Source organism: Mesorhizobium sp. M1338 (assembly GCF_040318045.1).
In the GTDB taxonomy this organism is placed as follows: domain Bacteria; phylum Pseudomonadota; class Alphaproteobacteria; order Rhizobiales; family Rhizobiaceae; genus Mesorhizobium.
Genome location: NZ_JAMYLL010000001.1, coordinates 115,653 through 131,942, shown reverse-complemented (window position 1 = coordinate 131,942; position 16,290 = coordinate 115,653). Strand labels below are relative to the sequence as shown.

Sequence of the window (16,290 nt, the reverse complement as noted above, 5' to 3'; positions counted from 1 at the left end):
TCCCTGAACTCGCATCTCCAGAACGCCCAACTTGATGGCTCAGGGCGTTTATGTGCCCACTTCACCACACCTTCTGGGTTCCAATGGCCAACTGACCGTATTGTCAGCAGATAGCATCTGACCATCTCTGCGGCCTGGCACGGCGATGCTATGGTCGGCATGATCGGCAGCCAGGAGGACATAATCCATGCCCGCGATCACCCGTCGCACTCTTCTCGCGCTGACCGGCGCAGCGGTTGTCGTCGACCCAGTGTGCGCTGACGTAAAGACGTCGCCGCAGCTGGAGGCACTGATCGCGGCCCATGAGGCGGCCTATGCCGCGTTCCACCGTGTTGTTCATCGAGCGGGGAGCAGCAGGGATGACCGCGAGCGGGCCGACGGGGTCGAGCAGGAGGCGCTGCTGGCCGTCTGCTCCTATCCTCCGGTCAGTCGGGACGACTGCCGGGCCAAGGCGAAATATCTGCTCGCCGTCGAAGCGCGTGGCGAACTCGATTTGCAAGAGCACGTGCAGGCCATCCTGCACTCGATCATGCGGCGCTGATGGATCGTCTGGTGCAGACGGCGGCGCTTAGCCGGCCCGAGCCCGGGTGGCCTAGTGAGGCCTCTAGAGGGCCACGGGTACCCTCCCGGTTCCACCCGAAGGCCGGGCCCCATGTTCTGGCGCGCGCTTTGAGTTTTGGATGGCCTAGTCCGCCGGATGGTCGTGCTCCTCGCGCTGTTTGTCTGCGTCATGAGCTACAATTAAATATTTGGAACGTTCTTGGACTCAAATTACCGGGAGGTCTGGAAAGGGGCGTTGATTTGACTTTGGCAGGCGTTCAAGATCGCTCCGACTTGAATAGAACCGAGAGCCGAGTATTAGGATGACAAAGGCAACCACGATCGCATGGCTCCTGCGCATTGGTTTCGAAGCGTCGGCCATCTTACTTCTCGCCAACTTGTTTACCGGCAGCTTCACCCCCAGCTTCTGGCACACCTTCTTCGGCATCTACGTCGGGTGGTATGCTTTTTGTGTTCTCTTTTGGGTTTATCGCACGGTCGTCGACACGTTAGTCTTCCGCATCATCAAGACCATGATTGTCAACGAGCAGGTGCAGATGATGATCGAGATGAAAATGCCAGCCGACGAGTTCCCGTACGAAGAGTTCGGCACTTATCTCGATCGTGTCGTGGCCGATGCCAGTGCCCCCGGAATTGCTAAGTTTCAGGCCGGGGTGATGGCGGGCATCCTGCAATGCCACACGGCGCTTTTTCCGAGGCTCAGGCTGCAGAAAGTCTACAATGAAGCCCGCTTGCTTCATCGCCGCAAATTGCAGGCGACCTAGGCCGTCGTTTTCACAGTACCTGCCTCCCAAGCCGGGCTTTTACGTCATATCGCAGCTAGCTTGTCAGATCGATCCGTCTGTCGCGACGCGCCGAACAAATCAGACAGGCGCACGTTAATCCTCAAAGCTGAGTTGGATCGCTATTTTCGGGAGATAACCTGATCGGCGAGCGCCGTCGGATACAGCAGATGGAACAGCTGCCGCCGCTGGCTCGGGGCTCCAACAGGACACACACCCTAGCTGATTGACTGCCGAAGATTGATGGCAATGTGGCCCTACCTCCCGGCCCGTCAGATTTGCCGCGAAGCTTTGGACGCCGAGAACTGCGCGTACTTACGGAAGCCCCTTGAAAACTTGCTTTGCTGATCGCGCCCCCATGATGAGACGCGATGGTTGCGGCGGTGATAGAGAGAGTTTTCGCCAAGGCAGGGGCCGTTGATCCTTCTGCGCTTGTCGCACCAACATGACGTCAAAGCTTCATGGCCCGTTGCCTTCTGCGGCTGCATTTCCTGACCCAGAGGAGGCCAGACGATGCAGAGGGCTGAAGTCGACCTCCAGTGCAGGATATGTGGTGTAGAAACCGGGGATGCTGCGCGTTGCCCGAGCAGTGTGGATGCCGTTGGGCATCTCGCCGTGCTCGGCCAGCCAGTTGACGGCGTAGTCGGTCACGACGTGCGCCCCGACGGCGATGGACGGCGGGCGATGCGGGCCCGGTCCCAGATAAGCTTTGGCCCATGCCCTGGCGAAGGCATGGATGCGCCGCCGCTGAGCGGAAAAACGGTTCTTGTACATGTGATGCTCCCATGGCGGAGAGCCGCACATGTAGCACGACTTCATCGAGTTGGGCACATGCGCCACGGAGAAGTCGATTGAGCGCGGCAGCGGTGTGCTGCGCATTTCTTGGTGGTGGTCCCCCCGGCACCGCCCGGGGGCGGTTTGCCCGAAGGCCGGGAGCGGGGCACGATGTGGGGCCTCTATAATCCGCACGTTTTCGCTTTCTTAAAAGCTCTTTGTGGGATTGGCGGCAAGGCTACCGAGGCCGCACTCTTCACCTGTATCGGCATCCGAAGCGGCAAAAATATCCATTTAAGCCGCGCCCCGATTGACAAGCCAATAAGAAATGGACGGCGGGGCAATTTCCCAAACTCGGCGCTAACGACAGGCCTGAGCCTGTCCACTACAGTTTGTGTTTGCCGCCGGTTTCGCGGGCTAAGGCCGCCACCGAAATGGTAGGCACCGAAGGGATAATCAAAATGAGAAAAATCCTGATCGCCGCACTGTCGATACTTATCCCCGCAATTGCGAATGCTGGTGATGATCCGGACCAGCAAATACACTGGGAAAATATCGGAAACTGGACCATCACAGTCAGTAAAAACACGAGCGTGTGCGTTGCAGGTTCAGACTTCGATGGTGGTACTTTTATCGGCATGTCGGTCAAGAATGACGGAACTGCCGGGTTGTTGGTCACCAATAACCTCTGGAAAGATGACTTCTTCAAGGGAGGGAAGTACGCTGTTGCGCTAGAACTTGATAGTCGTCCGGAGATCTTGACCGGCTATGCCACAGACGATGGCGCACTCTTTTTTAGCGTAACTCCGGCGTTCATCGTTGACTTCGCCCTGAAGGATGCTTTCGGGATTTCGTTCTACGGAAACTCGATGGGGCGGTATAGCCTTGCTTACACCAAACGGGCCGTCCGTTCGCTACTTGCCTGCCAGCAGAGCATGGACAAGGCCAGCATTGGCTCAGCCGATCAATCCGTCTCATACTAAGATTTCACCGGCAGCTAATCTCGCTGAATTAATACACACGCGGTCTTAGCGACCGCACAAGGGGAAAATACTGATGGCCGTGAAGCACCGCCTCGACTGGAACGGTACCCAGAACATCGTCGTCATCGACAACACCGCGAACGGCGGCCACGTCGAGATGACGCTGGCGGAGTTCGTGAAGCTCGCCGACAAGGTCATCACCAAGACGTTCGAGCCGACCAACCCCGGCTACCGGAAGTCGTTCCGGCTGCTTCCTGCTCTTGCTGCGGCCAGATAGGTGCAGCGGGCCCGCTCCCGGTGCTGACGGTCGACTTCAGCCGCCTGCACCGTCACCTCCCCGCTGCTGAGTGAGGAACAGGCCTGCCACATGACTTACGTCCCGCAGAAACCCACCTCGATGCGCGATGTCGCCGGCTACACGCTAATGCAGCGCGCCCGCGCCACCGACACCAAACGCCCCGGCGGTCGCGACCCACGCGTCGAAATCTGGCACTACGCCTCCGACACGCTGAAGCACGTCGCGCCCAGCTGGATGGCGGCCATTGCATGGGCGAACGAACACCGGGCGATCCCAAAGCTGGCGAAGGTCTGGCCGCATCGCGAGCATGGCTAGCAGCGAGACGAAACCACAATGCTGCGGACATCGCTCGGCTCGCGCTGGTAGCCGGTACGGCAGCTGGACCACCCCGACCTGGCCCGCAGGGGTTTGCCCGAAGGCCGGGGGTGGGGCGAATGTGGGGCCCCATGTCTCGGCGTCCTTTCGGGTTTCAAGGCTTTCTACCATGAGAGAAAACGCTAGCGTGTCACCTGCAATACGCTTGCCCAACGCTGCCAGGAGCGAGGCTCGCGACGTGTCTTTTCGATGCTGTGCCCGTCACCGGTCGCTTAATTGCCCTTGCCGGTACCTATTAATTCTTCCAACGTTGAGACTGTTTCGCACAAAGACTGAAGTGCTTGCGGACACAATGGACCCTTGGGAGCGACGGTTGCATTGTGGTCGAAAAAAGTAATGCCGCCCCCTACAGAGAGGACTGCCATCGTTAAAAACAGTACTAGCATGACGGACTTATAAAAAAGCTCAATCTTACCGTCGGAATGCAATCTGCCTTCCTGTCGAAATTTGTCATGGGAAACGAGTAGATTCGCTATCCAACTCAATGGCCACCGGGGCGTAAACGGGCTCTCTTCTCCAATTTTGGCGCTCAGCGATAGCTCTGGAATCTCATCTTTGTACTGCTGTTCGATTGCTATTCCGTGCTTTACGGAACCTACGAGCAGTCTGTGATACCAATAGCGGTCTATGAAATACAGCAGCCACGTGGCGAACAATCCAAACATTGGAACCAGGGTGGAGAACTTAATGCGAAGGTCACCGATTTCGATGCTGAGATTTTGATCGAGTAGAAATCCGAGTGCCGCAAAGAATCCGAGTAGGATCGTCACAAACATACCACGGATGCGCATGCTAACGTCGTTGAAATGCCGTTGAACTTCGATAATCGACTTCCAAATTTCGATCACTTCATTTCGCCGCGCTTCTTTCATGCTTATCACTTCGCCTGTTTGAATTCGCAAAAGTCAAACAGCGGTAGGATTTCCGAAAATGAGCTATCAAGTGTGTGGGTTGGTTCCACGTGCTCGCGCTCCTTAATCTTCTGCTCTCGTTCAACCTCTTCCAGAGTCCAATGGGTTACGTCCTGCAGGAGCTTATATTCAGGGCGCTTGTGGGCCTGCCCATATTTTGCCCACGCGTCCTCAATCCCGCCGTCGAGTGCCATAGCGACGTCTTTCATCAAGTTGTCCCCGACGTAAACGCAATCGGCCTTGTTGAGTCCCAAATCCGACACGATGGCGTTGAGAACTGCGGTATCTGGCTTTTTTGATCCCTTTGGGGTGAAGTGCTGTTTGGTGAAATTAAGCTTGAAATGTTCAGATGGGTACTTCCGCAGATCCTCTTGAGAAAGCCCTTCCGGCAACAAGTGGTCTTCCGGACAAAAGACGTGGTCCAGCACTCCGTCTAGTCCCAAGCGCCGGAGGCGGTAGTTTGAATAGAATGACATCGACTCGGTGTATCCAATGATCAGAGTTCCCGCTCCCTTTATCGTCAGCAAGGTCTCTCCTACCGTTGGAAAGAGCCTTAGATAGTCACGGCGTTGGCGGCGATAAATATCGATTGCAGTTCCAAATACCTTGGTTGCCTCGCGACCTGACAGAAACCTTTGAATGGAGGGAAGCTCCTCGATCAAAAACGAATATTCTGAAGTCCCGTGCCTCCGATGGACCTCACGTATTTCTGGAATTAGTCTGTCTTTTGTAATACCGCTGATTTCCGCGATCTCGTCGAGCATGGGTGAGAAGCAATTCAGCCAAAGCTCGACCCAATCAAAAAGCGTGTTATCCAAGTCGGTGATTAGCGCAGTCTTTTTGGGTTGCATCTCTCTCTCGAATCTATCGCAAGTGTAGATCACATAGCCGGTTGATCGGACGGTGAGCAACATCATATTCACTGGGACGACAACTCCTAAAGCGGCCCAACCAGCGATCGCGCTGCGGGGCGTGGGATTTGTGGGGCCCATCACGCTGCGTACTTTCGGTTTTCAGGAGCCTCAACCGGCCAGCAATAGACGCGAAGAGCGACTGCGGGAGCGAATACATTTTGTCGGCAGACAATGTGGTCGCGCTCCAGAGCCCCTCTCCGAACCGTAGCGCCGGTTATACGATCGCGCCGAGGCGCGTTGTGTGTTACGGGGCCTGCTGTTGGAAATAATGAAAGGGCGGCCCGGTGGGGCGCATGTTGTTTAAAGTAAGTGTTACGGATAGAGCTATGCGTTACTAGCTTTGTCGTGCAGCTATTGGAAGTTGGGGGAGTAGAAATTGAACGCTTCGAGATTACTCGAGATTGTCGGCCTACTGTTGGACGGAGAAGACCAGGCTGCGACAGAATCTCGCTTCGCCGGTTTATCCACAGCCTTGGGTCAGCTTGTCGCGTCACCCGCCGAGCCATCTTATCAACAGGCATTTTCTGAAGCGCTGGACAAACTTAACGAATCACTGGACGTATTTTTACAATTGTTCCAGCCTGCCCAGATAAATCTACTTTATGATATTGGTGCGGGTAAGTACTTTCTAGACGATATTGTAAACGACATTCGTGATTGGGTATCTGAGGGTCCCGCAACACCAGCAGTGGCTCAGGATAAGCTAGCCAAGTTCCTTAAGCGGCGAACCGCTTTCGTCACGCAACTCAGAAATCTTAGGACGTCACTAGCATTTGTCGGCATTAAAAATGACGAACTGGAGCCCGGTCAAGCTGAAGTGGGCTTCCTCTTGCCACGCGATTTGTTCAACAATCAGTTGGATAAACTTATTGACGAACTTCGGTTCGTAAAAAGAGCAATCCGGGCTTTCTCCGAGGCTGCCACCGGATCTGCCGAACCAATCGAGGTTCGCCAAATTTCGACTAGTGATCCCCAATTTTTTTTCGGCCTTTCCACGGCCACGATCACACTGCTCGGCCTAACTGCGACTTGGGCAATAAGCACGTGGAGACAGGTTGAAGACATTCGCAAAATACGCGCAGAAACCGAAAAAATCTCGGCCTTCAAGGATGATCCAATAGCTGAGTTATTCGATGCGAAAATCAACAAGGTAGTCGAGGAATCGGTCAACTCGAAGGTCGAAGAGTTGTTGGCGAACGTCGCGGGGAAAGATGGTCGAAAGCACGAGCAGACTTCAGACCTGAAATGGGCACTGGAGTCGATGCTAGCACGCGTTGAGCGCGGCATGACTGTGGAGATACGGCTCCTCCCGCCAACGATTGAGGATGGCGACCACGGTGCGGCATCTGCAAATATTCAATTCCAAGATCTGAAGAGGGTGGCGGACGCACTTGTATTTCCTGCGATGGAAGGTGATCCCGTCTTGGCCTTGCCGCCTGTCGAAAAGCCAAATCAAAAGGCGACACGACGCGCGACAGAAGCCGAAGCCTGAGCACGCCGTCCCATGCATCCGCGTCAATTTCTTCGGACTACGTTGAGGCCGCTGTCGGCGATTGGGTGTCCCAGCCCTTGAGCATCCGGCACGCGATCTTGGCATTGTGTGAAATCGATAATCTCGCCGAGCACTTCATTTTGCACACCAATCCCATCGCCCCAGAAATCAGTGCGGCGCGGGATGCTCTCGGCTCGGCAGTGCATCAGTTGGCCATCGCGCGGGACACACACGACACTCACAAGCATGGGGCGCTCGGCAGGAAGTCAGCGATGATTACGCAGGGCCAAAAGCCAACCCAAGCTCAGCGCGGTGGGGGCTTCTCTGCAGAGGCGATCAGTCCCGCCTTCGACGTAGGTGAGCCTGCGCTTGTTGTGATCGAGGATGACCAGACGCGGCACTACGTGGATGACGTTATCGGGAAAGCCATGGGCTATTGGCGAGCCGAAATTGCGAAAATCCCGACCTAGCCGGAAATGATCGCCTAAAATATTTCTCCGCCGAATCCTCAGCATTCCACAGGCACCGCGTCACTTTGGACAAGGATCTACTAACCGCTCGCGCATGAGTGCAGCTATCGCCTGTTCCTGGCGCTTCTGACTGAGTTGTCGGCTGAGTTCATGGGCCTTCTCGGGTCCCATGGTTCTGGCCGCCGCCGTAATGAAATCGCCCATTTCGTCAGGGCACCCGCTCACTATGGCAATCGCCACCTGATCAGCTGGTTCGCAAAGTTTCCTGAACAAATCCAGTTGCCGAACATAGCAGCGGTCGAAGGCGTGGACGCTTTCACTAAAGTCGTCCGCAAGGACTGCCGTAGTGTTTAGTAAAAGAACTAGGCACAAGATATTTCGCATGGGCCATAGTGAGATGAAAATCCACAGTTGTGCAAGGCGAGCCGCCAGCGAAAAAGGTAGCCGACATCGACTGCGCATGTTGGCCACCCGACATTCACACCTTCTCTCCCTTAAGCGGCAGCCCGTGCCGCTTTAGGTATTCCGCCTCAGTCTCACCCTCCAGAAGCGGCGACGCTAGTGGCGCACCATACCGCCGCTCACCGGCATAGGGCAGCGCATGCTTCCACCAGTTGGTTGGGCGGCCTTTAAGACGGCAGGCACAGTGGGCTATTTCTTCTGCCCATTTCCTGAGGTTGAGGCGTTCGACGGCGATCTTGAGGGACTAAATCTCGCGTGGAAGCCGGAGCGCGTTACGCAGATCGATGAGGGCGGAGACCTGACTCCTGTGGAATTTGCAGAATGGCGGCGTGCCTACTGTGACCAGCAAGTGGAGGCTGGCGCGGATAGCGTGTGGCCTGTCTGGATTGTTCCGATCAGGCTGGAAGGCCAGATCGCCGGTTACGCCTCGTTTCAGCACGACGATCCCACTCTGGGTGGAGTGTACGACACCATCGAACAGGCGGAAGCCGCGCTATCTGAATAGGGCGCATTCAAGCGGAGCTAACCGCCCCTAGGGTGCGGCAGGGCTCACTACGGAACGGCTCCACACACGCATCAATCACGCGCTGAAGGTGCAAGTAACGGTGCAAGCCAATTCTGCGTCGCAGCAGAAAATATAGCTAAATCAATACGTTATAGAAAATCTTTGGCGGAGAGAGCGGGATTCGAACCCGCGTTACGGTCTCCCGTAAACACACTTTCCAGGCGTGCGCCTTCAACCACTCGGCCACCTCTCCGTCCATGCATGTCGCGCCGGCCGGTTTCGCCGCGCGGGTTGGGGAGATGCACCTCCCTTGGGGCGGTGGCGCGGTATTCCGCGCCGGCGTCGCCAACCAGCGAACGCCCTTCCCCTGCACCTGAGCCGTCGAAGCAACAGGCGCGGGGCTCATCTAGTCGATCCGGGGCCGAATGCCAAGCCATAACGGCAGTCTATTCGCTTTGCCGGCCACACAGCGTTCGCGAAGCCGCCTGCGCGCCCTTTTTGAGGTACCGCCGGCCGAATGATGTGCACAGGCAACACCGCACGGCTGGCCTTGCTTGACTTCGCCTCTGGCCATCTGTCGAGTGACGCAAAGACCAATCGTCGCTGCCCTGCTCGGCATCATCCTCGGCGCCGTCATCGGCGCCCTCGCCGGCTTCTTCGCCGGCTCGATCATTGCCGACACCACCGACATGAGCTGCTTCGAAGGCGCCTGCGGCTTTTTTGCCGTGTTCATCGGCTTGGCCGGGCTGGTGATCGGCGCCATCGGCGGCGGCATTTTCGCCGTCTGGCGTGTCCAATGGCGCAAACGCAAGCCGGTGGCTTAGGGCCGACCGGAGAAAGCGCGGACTTCAAATTCGCGTAGGCCGATTGCGAAGTGGGCAGGGCCATTCTATCTCTCGTTTCGAAATGTGCCGGAAGGCCCTCGGGAGGAGCTTGAGGACTGGCCCGGGAGGAAGGTCTCTGATGTTTCGCTTCGTCTTCCGTCTTGCCGCCATGGTCGCCCTGTCGATTTCCGTCATCATGGCGGTGCTCGACGCGACGCGCACCGTGGCGGCCTCAGTGCTGGTGCTGACACCGCTCAACACCAGCTGGCTGGCGGTCTCGCCGGACACTCGGGCCGCCTTCGAGACCTTCGTTCGGGCCAAGGCCGGCCCTCTGCTGTGGGACGGCGCCGTCGCCTGGGCGCTCAACCAGCCGGGCTTCGCCGTGTTCGCGGCGCTGGCCTTCCTGCTCTATGCGATCGGCTACAGGCGGCAACCGCGCGGACGGTTCGCCGCGAACTGATCCCCTTCCGCGTTTCACCCAGAGAGGAAAGCCGTGCATGTTCTTTCTCAGCGACATGCTGAACAAGAAGCTCAATCTGCCGAAGCCGTCCGAGGCCCTGCCGGGCCGCGCCAGGGCGATCCCGACCGCACCACGGCACAAGGTCTTGAAAAGACCGCTCAAGGGTCCCTATCCCGAGGGGCTGGAGACGGCGATGTTCGGGCTCGGCTGTTTCTGGGGTGCGGAGCGGCTGTTCTGGCGGAGGGAAGGCGTCTGGGTCACGGCGGTCGGCTACGCCGGCGGCATCACGCCCAATCCGACCTACCAGGAAACCTGCACCGGGCTTACCGGCCATGCCGAAGTGGTGCTGGTCGTCCATGACCCCAAGATCGTCTCCTATGCCGCGCTTCTGAAGCTGTTCTGGGAAAGCCATGACCCGACACAAGGCATGCGCCAGGGCAATGATATCGGCACCACCTACCGCTCCGCGATCTACGCGATCGGTGATGCGCAATTGCAGGCGGCGAGCGCCTCGCGCGATGCCTATGAGGCTTCGCTGCGCGGCGCCGGCCACGGCAGGATCACCACCGAGATCGCGCCGGCGACCGAATTCTACTTCGCCGAAGGCGATCACCAGCAATATCTGGCGAAGAACCCTTACGGCACTTGCAACTTGAAAGGCACGGGCGTCGCTTACGACATTCCGGCCGCCGCCTCCGCCTGACGCCTTTGGCGCAGGGATCAAGCTTCCGCGCGGCTTGCCCGCGCCATGCTTTTCCAAAAGGTCAAAATTCCGCGTGAATTTTGTTTCGGGCCGTGCCAGATTGCCGCCGAGCGGGAGGGGAATACACTCCTGGCTGACGTCGCATGCCTGCCGGAGAACCGGGCCGGTATGCGGTGCATAACGGAAAAAATAACCGACAGGGTGTGGATCACATGAAACGTATCGTTCTCGGCCTCCTGGCCGCAACCGCAATGGTTCTTCCGGCTTTCGCCGCGGATGTCCAGCCGGCGCTTCTCTATGATCTCGGCGGCAAGTTCGACAAATCCTTCAACGAGGCAGCCTACCACGGCGCCGAAAAATTCAAGACCGAGACCGGCACGGCCTATGTCGAATTCGAGGTCTCCAACGCCTCGCAGCGCGAGCAGGCGCTGCGCCGCTTTGCCGAGGATGGCCGCAACCCGATCGTCATGGCCGGCTTTGCCTGGGAGGACGCGCTGAAGAAGGTCGCGGCCGAATATCCTGACCTCAACTTCGCCATCATCGACGATGCCGTCGATCTGCCCAATGTCCGCTCGCTGGTATTCAAGGAGAATGAAGGCTCCTATCTGGTCGGCATCCTGGCGGCGATGGCTTCGAAGTCGAAGAAGGTCTCCTTCATCGGCGGCATGGACATTCCGCTGATCCGCAAGTTCGAATGCGGCTATGTCGGCGGCGCCAAGTCGGCCGGCGCGACGGACGTCATCCAGAACATGACCGGTGACACGCCGGCTGCCTGGAACGACCCGGCCAAGGGCGGCGAGATCGCCAAGACGCAGATCGACCAGGGCTCCGACGTGGTCTACGCCGCGGCCGGCGGCACCGGCGTCGGCGTGCTGCAGGCGGCGGCTGATGCCGGCAAGCTTGGCATCGGCGTCGATTCCAACCAGAACGGCCTGCAGCCCGGCAAAGTGCTGACCTCGATGATGAAGCGCGTCGACGTTGCCGTCTACAACGCCTTCATGGACGGCAAGAACGGCACCTTCAAGGGCGGCCTGCAAAACCTCGGCCTGAAGGAAGGCGGCGTCGACTACGCCATGGACGAGAACAACAAGGCGCTGGTGACCGACGAGATGAAGGCGGCCGTCGAAAAGGCCAAGGCCGACATCATCTCCGGCAAGATCCAGGTGCACGACTACACCGCCGACAACGCCTGCCCCTATTGAGCGGCACAAATATTCGGCCATGATCTGCAAACCGCCGGGCGCAAGCCCGGCGGTTTTGCGTGGCCTATAATTTACCCGCCAGATACCCCAGCGCGAAGGCCACGATCAGGCCGACGGACACGGCAAATCCGCGCCGGCCGCCAAGCGCGTGCAAGCCGATGCCGTGCGGCCGCCGCGACAGGCGTTCGATCACGGCTGGCGACCCGGCATCGCCCAGCCCGGAGCTGCGCATCTGCGGCAGGTCTCCGATGCGCTGCGTGATCTGCTTCCAGCGCTCTTCGCCATCGGCCGGTTCGGCATGGTCGAAGACATGCGTGCGTTCGGCTAGCCGCACGACCGCATCGCGGAAGGCCGGGTCGAATTCCAGATCGCGCTCGGCCCGTTCGCGTTCCATGTCGTTCATCAGGCCGAGCACATAGTCGCCGGCCCGCGCGATACGATCGCTTTCACCGGCCATGGCGGGCGCGCCCCTTTTCCTCACCAGTGCGGCGGCTTGGTTACAGGCACTTCATCTCCTGTCTGCTCCTCCAGTGCCAGGAACCGATCGGTCAGCGCATCGAGCTTGCGCTGCATGCGCTCGATCACCTTCCACTGTTCGGCGATCTGGCCGGACAGTTCCTCGATGGTCTTCTCCTGTTCGGCGGCGCGGATCTCCAGCGTCGTCAGCCGGTTGGCGAGCACGGTCATTCAAAATCCCCAGTCTTGCAGCGTACGGCCTTTGCGCCGTGATGCGCATTTCGGCCTCGCCATATTAGCGAATGTGAAGGCCCCGGCCACGTTGGAAATTGACAAGCGCACCGGGATTTGTCGAGAGTGGCCCTGCTCCGGCCAATTGGCACGGGCGGAGCGTCATGCTAGGCGTTTTGACCAAGCGATAAAAAAATAAGAGTGGGACAGGCTGCATGGCGCAAGCCGCAATCGAGTTGATCGGCATCGACAAGAGTTTTGGCGCCGTGCGCGCCAACCGGGACATCAATCTGGAGATCGCGCGCGGCACCATCCACGGCATCGTCGGCGAGAACGGCGCGGGCAAGTCGACGCTGATGTCGATCCTCTATGGCTTCTACCAGGCCGATAGCGGCGAGATCCGAGTCGGCGGCCAGCCGACGGCGATCAAGACGCCCAACGACGCTATCGCGCTCGGCATCGGCATGGTGCACCAGCACTTCATGCTGGTCGACAACTTCTCGGTGCTGGAAAACGTCATCCTCGGCGCCGAGAGCGATGCGCTACTGAAGAAGAGCATCGCCAAGGCGCGCTCCGAACTCGAGCGGTTGGAGCGCGAATACGGGCTGGAAGTCGATCCCGATGCGATCATCGAGGAACTGCCGGTCGGCCTGCAGCAGCGTGTCGAGATCCTCAAGGCGCTCTATCGCGGCGCCGAGATCCTGATCCTCGACGAACCGACGGGCGTGTTGACACCGGCAGAGGCCGACCATCTGTTCCGCATCCTCAGGCAGCTGAAGGACCAGGGCAAGACGGTGGTGCTGATCACTCACAAACTGCGCGAGATCATGGATATCACCGACACCGTGTCGGTCATGCGTCAGGGAACGATGGTGGCGACGCGCGAGACCGCCAGGACCACAGTCGAGGAACTGGCTGAGCTGATGGTCGGACGGCGCGTGCTCTTGAGGGTCGAAAAGGGCGAGGCGGAAGCCGGCGGCGTCAAGCTCGCGGTCAAGAACCTGACGGTCAAGGATACACGCGGCGTCACCATGGTCGACGACATCTCCTTCGATATCAGGGCCGGCGAGATCGTCGGCATCGCCGGTGTCGCCGGCAACGGACAATCCGAACTGCTCGAGGCGATTTCCGGCATCAGGCGCGCGGTCTCGGGCTCAGTCATGCTCGACGGCAAGCCGATCGACCTGACCGGTGCCGCCGACCCCGGAGAATTGCGCGACCGCGGCCTGGCGCACGTGCCGGAAGATCGCCATCACGTCGGGTTGGTGCTGGCCTTCGAGGAGAACGAGAACTCCATCCTCGGCTATCACGACGATCCCCGCTATCTGAATGGGCCGTTCCTCAACATCGATGCCATCCGCAACGATGCCAAGGACAAGATCGCTAAATACGATATCCGCCCCACGGACTGCCGGCTCAAGACCGCCAATTTTTCCGGCGGCAACCAGCAGAAGATCGTGCTCGCGCGCGAAATGGAACAGGATCCCGGCGTGCTGATTGTCGGCCAGCCGACGCGCGGCGTCGATGTCGGCGCCATCGAATTCATCCACAAGCGCCTGATCGCCATGCGCGACCAGGGCAAGGCAGTGCTGGTGGTGTCGGTCGAGCTGGATGAGATCCGTTCACTCTCCGACCGCATCCTGGTGATGTTTGCCGGCCGCATCGTCGGCGAGCGCGGCCCGGAGGCGAACGAAGGCGAACTTGGCCTGCTGATGGCCGGCGTCGAGCACCAGGAGGCCGCGGAATGAGCACGCCTTACGCCAAGCTGCCGGCCTGGGCAGACTACGGCCTGATCCCGGTGATCAATCTGTTCGTCGCCTTCGTCGTCGCCGGCTTCGTCGTGCTTCTGGTCGGCGAAAACCCCTTGCGCGCCGCCGTCATCCTGGTCGAGGGCGCCTTCGGCAAGGGCTCAGGCATTGCCTTCACCCTCTTCTATGCCACCACGTTCATCTTCACCGGGCTTTCGGTGGCCGTGGCGGCACATTGTGGCCTGTTCAACATCGGCACCGAAGGACAGGCCTACATCGCCGGCCTCGGCATAGCCGTCGTCTGCCTCAGCTTCGACACGACGCTGCCATGGTGGTTGACCTTTCCGCTGGCCATCGTCGCGGCAGCGATCGTGGGCGCGTTGTGGGCTCTGATCCCCGCCTATCTGCAGGCCAAGCGCGGTTCACACATCGTCATCACCACCATAATGTTCAACTTCATCGCCGCCTCGATCATGGTTTACCTGCTGGTTGGCCCGTTGAAGCCGGCAGCCTCGCAAGCGCCGCAGACGCGCAACTTCTTCGCCGGAGCGGAATTGCCGAAGCTCAACTGGATCATCGAACTGTCCGGCGCCAAGATCCGTTCGGCGCCGCTCAACATTTCCTTCCTGCTGGCACTGGCCATGGCCTTCCTGGTCTGGCTGCTGATCTGGCGCACCAAGCTCGGCTATGAGATGCGCACCTACGGTCACAGCCCGAAGGCGGCACGCTATGCCGGCATTTCGGAAACTCGCATCATCATCACCGCCATGATGATCTCGGGCGCGCTCGCCGGCATGATGGCGCTCAATCCGGTGATGGGCGACCAGCACAATGTCGCGATCGATTTCGTTTCCGGCGCCGGTTTCGTCGGCATCGCCGTGGCGCTGATGGGCCGCCTGCACCCGGCCGGCATCGTGCTGGCGGCGATCCTGTTCGGCATGCTTTACCAGGGTGGCGCCGAGCTTGCCTTCGAAATGCCGGCGATCAGCCGCGACATGATCGTCATCATCCAGGGTCTCGTCATCCTGTTTGCCGGCGCGCTCGAGCACATGTTCAGGCCTTACATCCAGGCGCTGTTCGCCTCGTTCAATCCGAGGTCGGTCGGCATGGAAGCGATCAAGAGTAAGGGTGCCTGAGATGGATGTGTTCAACGCAATCGTCCAGACACTGGACTCGACCATCCGCCTCTCGGTGCCGCTGCTGCTGGCATGCCTCGCCGGCCTCTATTCGGAACGCGCCGGCATCTTCGACATTGGTCTCGAGGGTAAGATGCTGGTCGGCGCCTTCGCCGGAGCGGCGGCGGCTTCCGTGTTCCATTCGGCCTTTCTCGGCCTCGGCATGGCCATCCTGATCTCGGTCGGGTTTGCCATGATCCACGGCTTCGCCTCGATCACCCATCGCGGCAACCAGATCGTCTCCGGCGTGGCAATCAATTTCATTGCCGCCGGATCGACCATCATCCTCGGCCAAGCCTGGTTCCAGCAAGGCGGGCGCACGCCGGCGCTGCAACCGGGCGAGCGCTTCGAGGCCATCATTTGGCCTGGTGCCGCCGCCCTGCACGACGTGCCGATCATCGGGCCGATCTATGCCGAACTGCTGTCGGGCCACTCGATCCTGGTCTATCTCGCTTTCGCGATGGTGCCGTTCACCTGGTGGGTGCTGTTTCGCACCCGGTTCGGCCTGCGCCTGCGCGCCGTCGGCGAGAACCCGGCCGCCGTCGATACCGCCGGCATCTCGGTCGCCTGGCTGCGCTACCGGGCACTGATCTGCACGGGCATCCTCACCGGCATCGCCGGCGCCTATCTGTCGATGGTGCAGAATGGCGGCTTCGTGAAGGACATGACCGCCGGCAAGGGCTATATCGCGCTGGCCGCGCTGATCTTCGCCAAGTGGAAGCCGGTCAACGCCATGTTCGCCTGCCTGCTGTTCGGCTTCCTCGATGCGCTGTCGATCCGTCTGCAAGGCTCGCCGCTGCCCATCATCGGCAAGGTGCCGGTGCAGTTCATGCAGGCGCTGCCCTACATCCTCACCGTCATCCTGCTCGCCGGCTTCATCGGCAAGGCCATTCCGCCACGCGCCGGCGGCGTACCATATGTCAAGGAACGCTGAGCGGGAGCAACGGGGCGGCTTAGTGCCGGT

The 16,290-nt window shown here is 59.5% G+C and carries 20 protein-coding genes and 1 tRNA gene; 15 read left to right on the top strand and 6 right to left on the bottom strand.

What is annotated here, in order from left to right:
- Positions 1-187 precede the first annotated feature (187 nt).
- Together NKH19_RS00685 and NKH19_RS00680 are read left to right on the top strand one after the other, a co-directional pair.
- Complete coding sequence (locus tag NKH19_RS00685) at positions 188-541, top strand: hypothetical protein (RefSeq protein WP_352863099.1); 354 nt, start codon at positions 188-190, stop codon at positions 539-541.
- A 322-nt stretch (positions 542-863) separates the two neighbouring features.
- The gene (locus tag NKH19_RS00680; protein ID WP_352863097.1) at positions 864-1,325 is read left to right on the top strand and encodes a hypothetical protein; all 462 of its coding nucleotides are present in this window, start codon (positions 864-866) and stop codon (positions 1,323-1,325) included.
- A 477-nt stretch (positions 1,326-1,802) separates the two neighbouring features.
- Here the strand turns inward: NKH19_RS00680 and NKH19_RS00675 are convergent, their stop codons facing one another.
- Positions 1,803-2,117 carry a hypothetical protein gene (locus NKH19_RS00675; RefSeq protein ID WP_352863095.1) on the bottom strand — a complete coding sequence of 105 codons (315 nt, stop codon included), beginning with the start codon at positions 2,115-2,117 and terminating at the stop codon, positions 1,803-1,805.
- Between the two features lie 461 nt (positions 2,118-2,578).
- On the opposite strand from NKH19_RS00675, the gene NKH19_RS00670 reads away from it, so the two are divergent.
- The 3 genes from NKH19_RS00670 (at position 2,579) to NKH19_RS00660 (ending at position 3,713) form a co-directional block, all read left to right on the top strand.
- Positions 2,579-3,100, top strand: coding sequence for a hypothetical protein (locus tag NKH19_RS00670; protein ID WP_352863093.1), 522 nt, complete (start codon positions 2,579-2,581; stop codon positions 3,098-3,100).
- A 73-nt stretch (positions 3,101-3,173) separates the two neighbouring features.
- Positions 3,174-3,377 (top strand): hypothetical protein, encoded by a 204-nt coding sequence (locus tag NKH19_RS00665; RefSeq protein WP_352863091.1) that lies wholly within the window; start codon positions 3,174-3,176, stop codon positions 3,375-3,377.
- Positions 3,378-3,467: 90 nt separating this feature from the next.
- Positions 3,468-3,713 carry a hypothetical protein gene (locus NKH19_RS00660; RefSeq protein ID WP_352863090.1) on the top strand — a complete coding sequence of 82 codons (246 nt, stop codon included), beginning with the start codon at positions 3,468-3,470 and terminating at the stop codon, positions 3,711-3,713.
- Between the two features lie 272 nt (positions 3,714-3,985).
- Here NKH19_RS00660 and NKH19_RS00655 read toward each other — a convergent pair whose 3' ends face one another.
- Both NKH19_RS00655 and NKH19_RS00650 read right to left on the bottom strand, forming a co-directional pair.
- The gene (locus NKH19_RS00655) at positions 3,986-4,645 is read right to left on the bottom strand and encodes a hypothetical protein (RefSeq protein ID WP_352863088.1); all 660 of its coding nucleotides are present in this window, start codon (positions 4,643-4,645) and stop codon (positions 3,986-3,988) included.
- A gap of 5 nt (positions 4,646-4,650) precedes the next feature.
- Positions 4,651-5,535, bottom strand: coding sequence for an HAD family hydrolase (locus NKH19_RS00650; RefSeq protein WP_352863087.1), 885 nt, complete (start codon positions 5,533-5,535; stop codon positions 4,651-4,653).
- 439 nt (positions 5,536-5,974) lie between these two features.
- Between NKH19_RS00650 and NKH19_RS00645 the strand changes: the two genes are divergently transcribed.
- The 3 genes from NKH19_RS00645 to NKH19_RS00635 all read left to right on the top strand — a co-directional run bounded on the left by NKH19_RS00645 (position 5,975) and on the right by NKH19_RS00635 (position 8,527).
- Complete coding sequence (locus tag NKH19_RS00645; RefSeq protein WP_352863085.1) at positions 5,975-7,090, top strand: hypothetical protein; 1,116 nt, start codon at positions 5,975-5,977, stop codon at positions 7,088-7,090.
- A 77-nt stretch (positions 7,091-7,167) separates the two neighbouring features.
- Positions 7,168-7,560 carry a hypothetical protein gene (locus NKH19_RS00640; protein WP_352863083.1) on the top strand — a complete coding sequence of 131 codons (393 nt, stop codon included), beginning with the start codon at positions 7,168-7,170 and terminating at the stop codon, positions 7,558-7,560.
- Positions 7,561-8,161: 601 nt separating this feature from the next.
- Positions 8,162-8,527, top strand: a complete 366-nt coding sequence (locus NKH19_RS00635) for a hypothetical protein (protein WP_352863081.1) — start codon at positions 8,162-8,164, stop codon at positions 8,525-8,527.
- Positions 8,528-8,690: 163 nt separating this feature from the next.
- Here NKH19_RS00635 and NKH19_RS00630 read toward each other — a convergent pair.
- Positions 8,691-8,780 (bottom strand) — tRNA-Ser (locus tag NKH19_RS00630).
- Between the two features lie 328 nt (positions 8,781-9,108).
- Between NKH19_RS00630 and NKH19_RS00625 the strand changes: the two genes are divergently transcribed.
- The 4 genes from NKH19_RS00625 (at position 9,109) to NKH19_RS00610 (ending at position 11,716) form a co-directional block, all read left to right on the top strand.
- Positions 9,109-9,351: a hypothetical protein gene (locus tag NKH19_RS00625; RefSeq protein WP_352863079.1), complete on the top strand. Its 243-nt coding sequence runs from the start codon at positions 9,109-9,111 to the stop codon at positions 9,349-9,351.
- 139 nt (positions 9,352-9,490) lie between these two features.
- Positions 9,491-9,811 (top strand): hypothetical protein, encoded by a 321-nt coding sequence (locus tag NKH19_RS00620; protein WP_352863077.1) that lies wholly within the window; start codon positions 9,491-9,493, stop codon positions 9,809-9,811.
- Between the two features lie 37 nt (positions 9,812-9,848).
- Positions 9,849-10,514 (top strand): peptide-methionine (S)-S-oxide reductase MsrA, encoded by a 666-nt coding sequence (msrA, locus tag NKH19_RS00615; RefSeq protein ID WP_352863075.1) that lies wholly within the window; start codon positions 9,849-9,851, stop codon positions 10,512-10,514.
- A gap of 212 nt (positions 10,515-10,726) precedes the next feature.
- Positions 10,727-11,716 (top strand): BMP family lipoprotein, encoded by a 990-nt coding sequence (locus NKH19_RS00610; protein WP_352863073.1) that lies wholly within the window; start codon positions 10,727-10,729, stop codon positions 11,714-11,716.
- Positions 11,717-11,780: 64 nt separating this feature from the next.
- Here the strand turns inward: NKH19_RS00610 and NKH19_RS00605 are convergent, their stop codons facing one another.
- Both NKH19_RS00605 and NKH19_RS00600 read right to left on the bottom strand, forming a co-directional pair.
- Complete coding sequence (locus tag NKH19_RS00605) at positions 11,781-12,173, bottom strand: hypothetical protein (RefSeq protein ID WP_352863071.1); 393 nt, start codon at positions 12,171-12,173, stop codon at positions 11,781-11,783.
- Between the two features lie 20 nt (positions 12,174-12,193).
- Entirely contained in the window at positions 12,194-12,403 is a 210-nt protein-coding gene (locus tag NKH19_RS00600; protein ID WP_352863069.1) for a SlyX family protein, read from the bottom strand.
- Positions 12,404-12,618: 215 nt separating this feature from the next.
- Here NKH19_RS00600 and NKH19_RS00595 point away from each other — a divergent pair, with 215 nt between their 5' ends.
- From NKH19_RS00595 to NKH19_RS00585, 3 genes are read left to right on the top strand one after another with little or no spacing between them, the layout of a single operon-like run.
- Complete coding sequence (locus NKH19_RS00595; RefSeq protein ID WP_352863067.1) at positions 12,619-14,151, top strand: ABC transporter ATP-binding protein; 1,533 nt, start codon at positions 12,619-12,621, stop codon at positions 14,149-14,151.
- A complete protein-coding gene (locus NKH19_RS00590; RefSeq protein ID WP_352863065.1) occupies positions 14,148-15,287 on the top strand; it encodes an ABC transporter permease in 1,140 nt (379 codons plus the stop codon). The genes NKH19_RS00595 and NKH19_RS00590 overlap by 4 nt, the downstream gene beginning before the upstream one ends.
- A gap of 1 nt (position 15,288) precedes the next feature.
- Positions 15,289-16,260 carry an ABC transporter permease gene (locus NKH19_RS00585; protein ID WP_352863063.1) on the top strand — a complete coding sequence of 324 codons (972 nt, stop codon included), beginning with the start codon at positions 15,289-15,291 and terminating at the stop codon, positions 16,258-16,260.
- The last annotated feature ends 30 nt before the right edge of the window (positions 16,261-16,290 follow it).

Coding starts and splice junctions, on each gene's coding strand:
- NKH19_RS00680 (WP_352863097.1), top strand. CDS start 864: ATGACAAAGGCAACCACGATCGCATGGCTCCTGCGCATTGGTTTCGAA.
- NKH19_RS00595 (WP_352863067.1), top strand. CDS start 12,619: ATGGCGCAAGCCGCAATCGAGTTGATCGGCATCGACAAGAGTTTTGGC.
- NKH19_RS00685 (WP_352863099.1), top strand. CDS start 188: ATGCCCGCGATCACCCGTCGCACTCTTCTCGCGCTGACCGGCGCAGCG.
- NKH19_RS00670 (WP_352863093.1), top strand. CDS start 2,579: ATGAGAAAAATCCTGATCGCCGCACTGTCGATACTTATCCCCGCAATT.
- NKH19_RS00590 (WP_352863065.1), top strand. CDS start 14,148: ATGAGCACGCCTTACGCCAAGCTGCCGGCCTGGGCAGACTACGGCCTG.
- NKH19_RS00675 (WP_352863095.1), bottom strand. CDS start 2,117: ATGTACAAGAACCGTTTTTCCGCTCAGCGGCGGCGCATCCATGCCTTC.
- NKH19_RS00600 (WP_352863069.1), bottom strand. CDS start 12,403: ATGACCGTGCTCGCCAACCGGCTGACGACGCTGGAGATCCGCGCCGCC.
- NKH19_RS00660 (WP_352863090.1), top strand. CDS start 3,468: ATGACTTACGTCCCGCAGAAACCCACCTCGATGCGCGATGTCGCCGGC.
- NKH19_RS00605 (WP_352863071.1), bottom strand. CDS start 12,173: ATGGCCGGTGAAAGCGATCGTATCGCGCGGGCCGGCGACTATGTGCTC.
- NKH19_RS00585 (WP_352863063.1), top strand. CDS start 15,289: ATGGATGTGTTCAACGCAATCGTCCAGACACTGGACTCGACCATCCGC.
- NKH19_RS00635 (WP_352863081.1), top strand. CDS start 8,162: ATGCTTCCACCAGTTGGTTGGGCGGCCTTTAAGACGGCAGGCACAGTG.
- msrA (WP_352863075.1), top strand. CDS start 9,849: ATGTTCTTTCTCAGCGACATGCTGAACAAGAAGCTCAATCTGCCGAAG.
- NKH19_RS00650 (WP_352863087.1), bottom strand. CDS start 5,535: ATGCAACCCAAAAAGACTGCGCTAATCACCGACTTGGATAACACGCTT.
- NKH19_RS00655 (WP_352863088.1), bottom strand. CDS start 4,645: ATGAAAGAAGCGCGGCGAAATGAAGTGATCGAAATTTGGAAGTCGATT.
- NKH19_RS00620 (WP_352863077.1), top strand. CDS start 9,491: ATGTTTCGCTTCGTCTTCCGTCTTGCCGCCATGGTCGCCCTGTCGATT.
- NKH19_RS00610 (WP_352863073.1), top strand. CDS start 10,727: ATGAAACGTATCGTTCTCGGCCTCCTGGCCGCAACCGCAATGGTTCTT.
- NKH19_RS00665 (WP_352863091.1), top strand. CDS start 3,174: ATGGCCGTGAAGCACCGCCTCGACTGGAACGGTACCCAGAACATCGTC.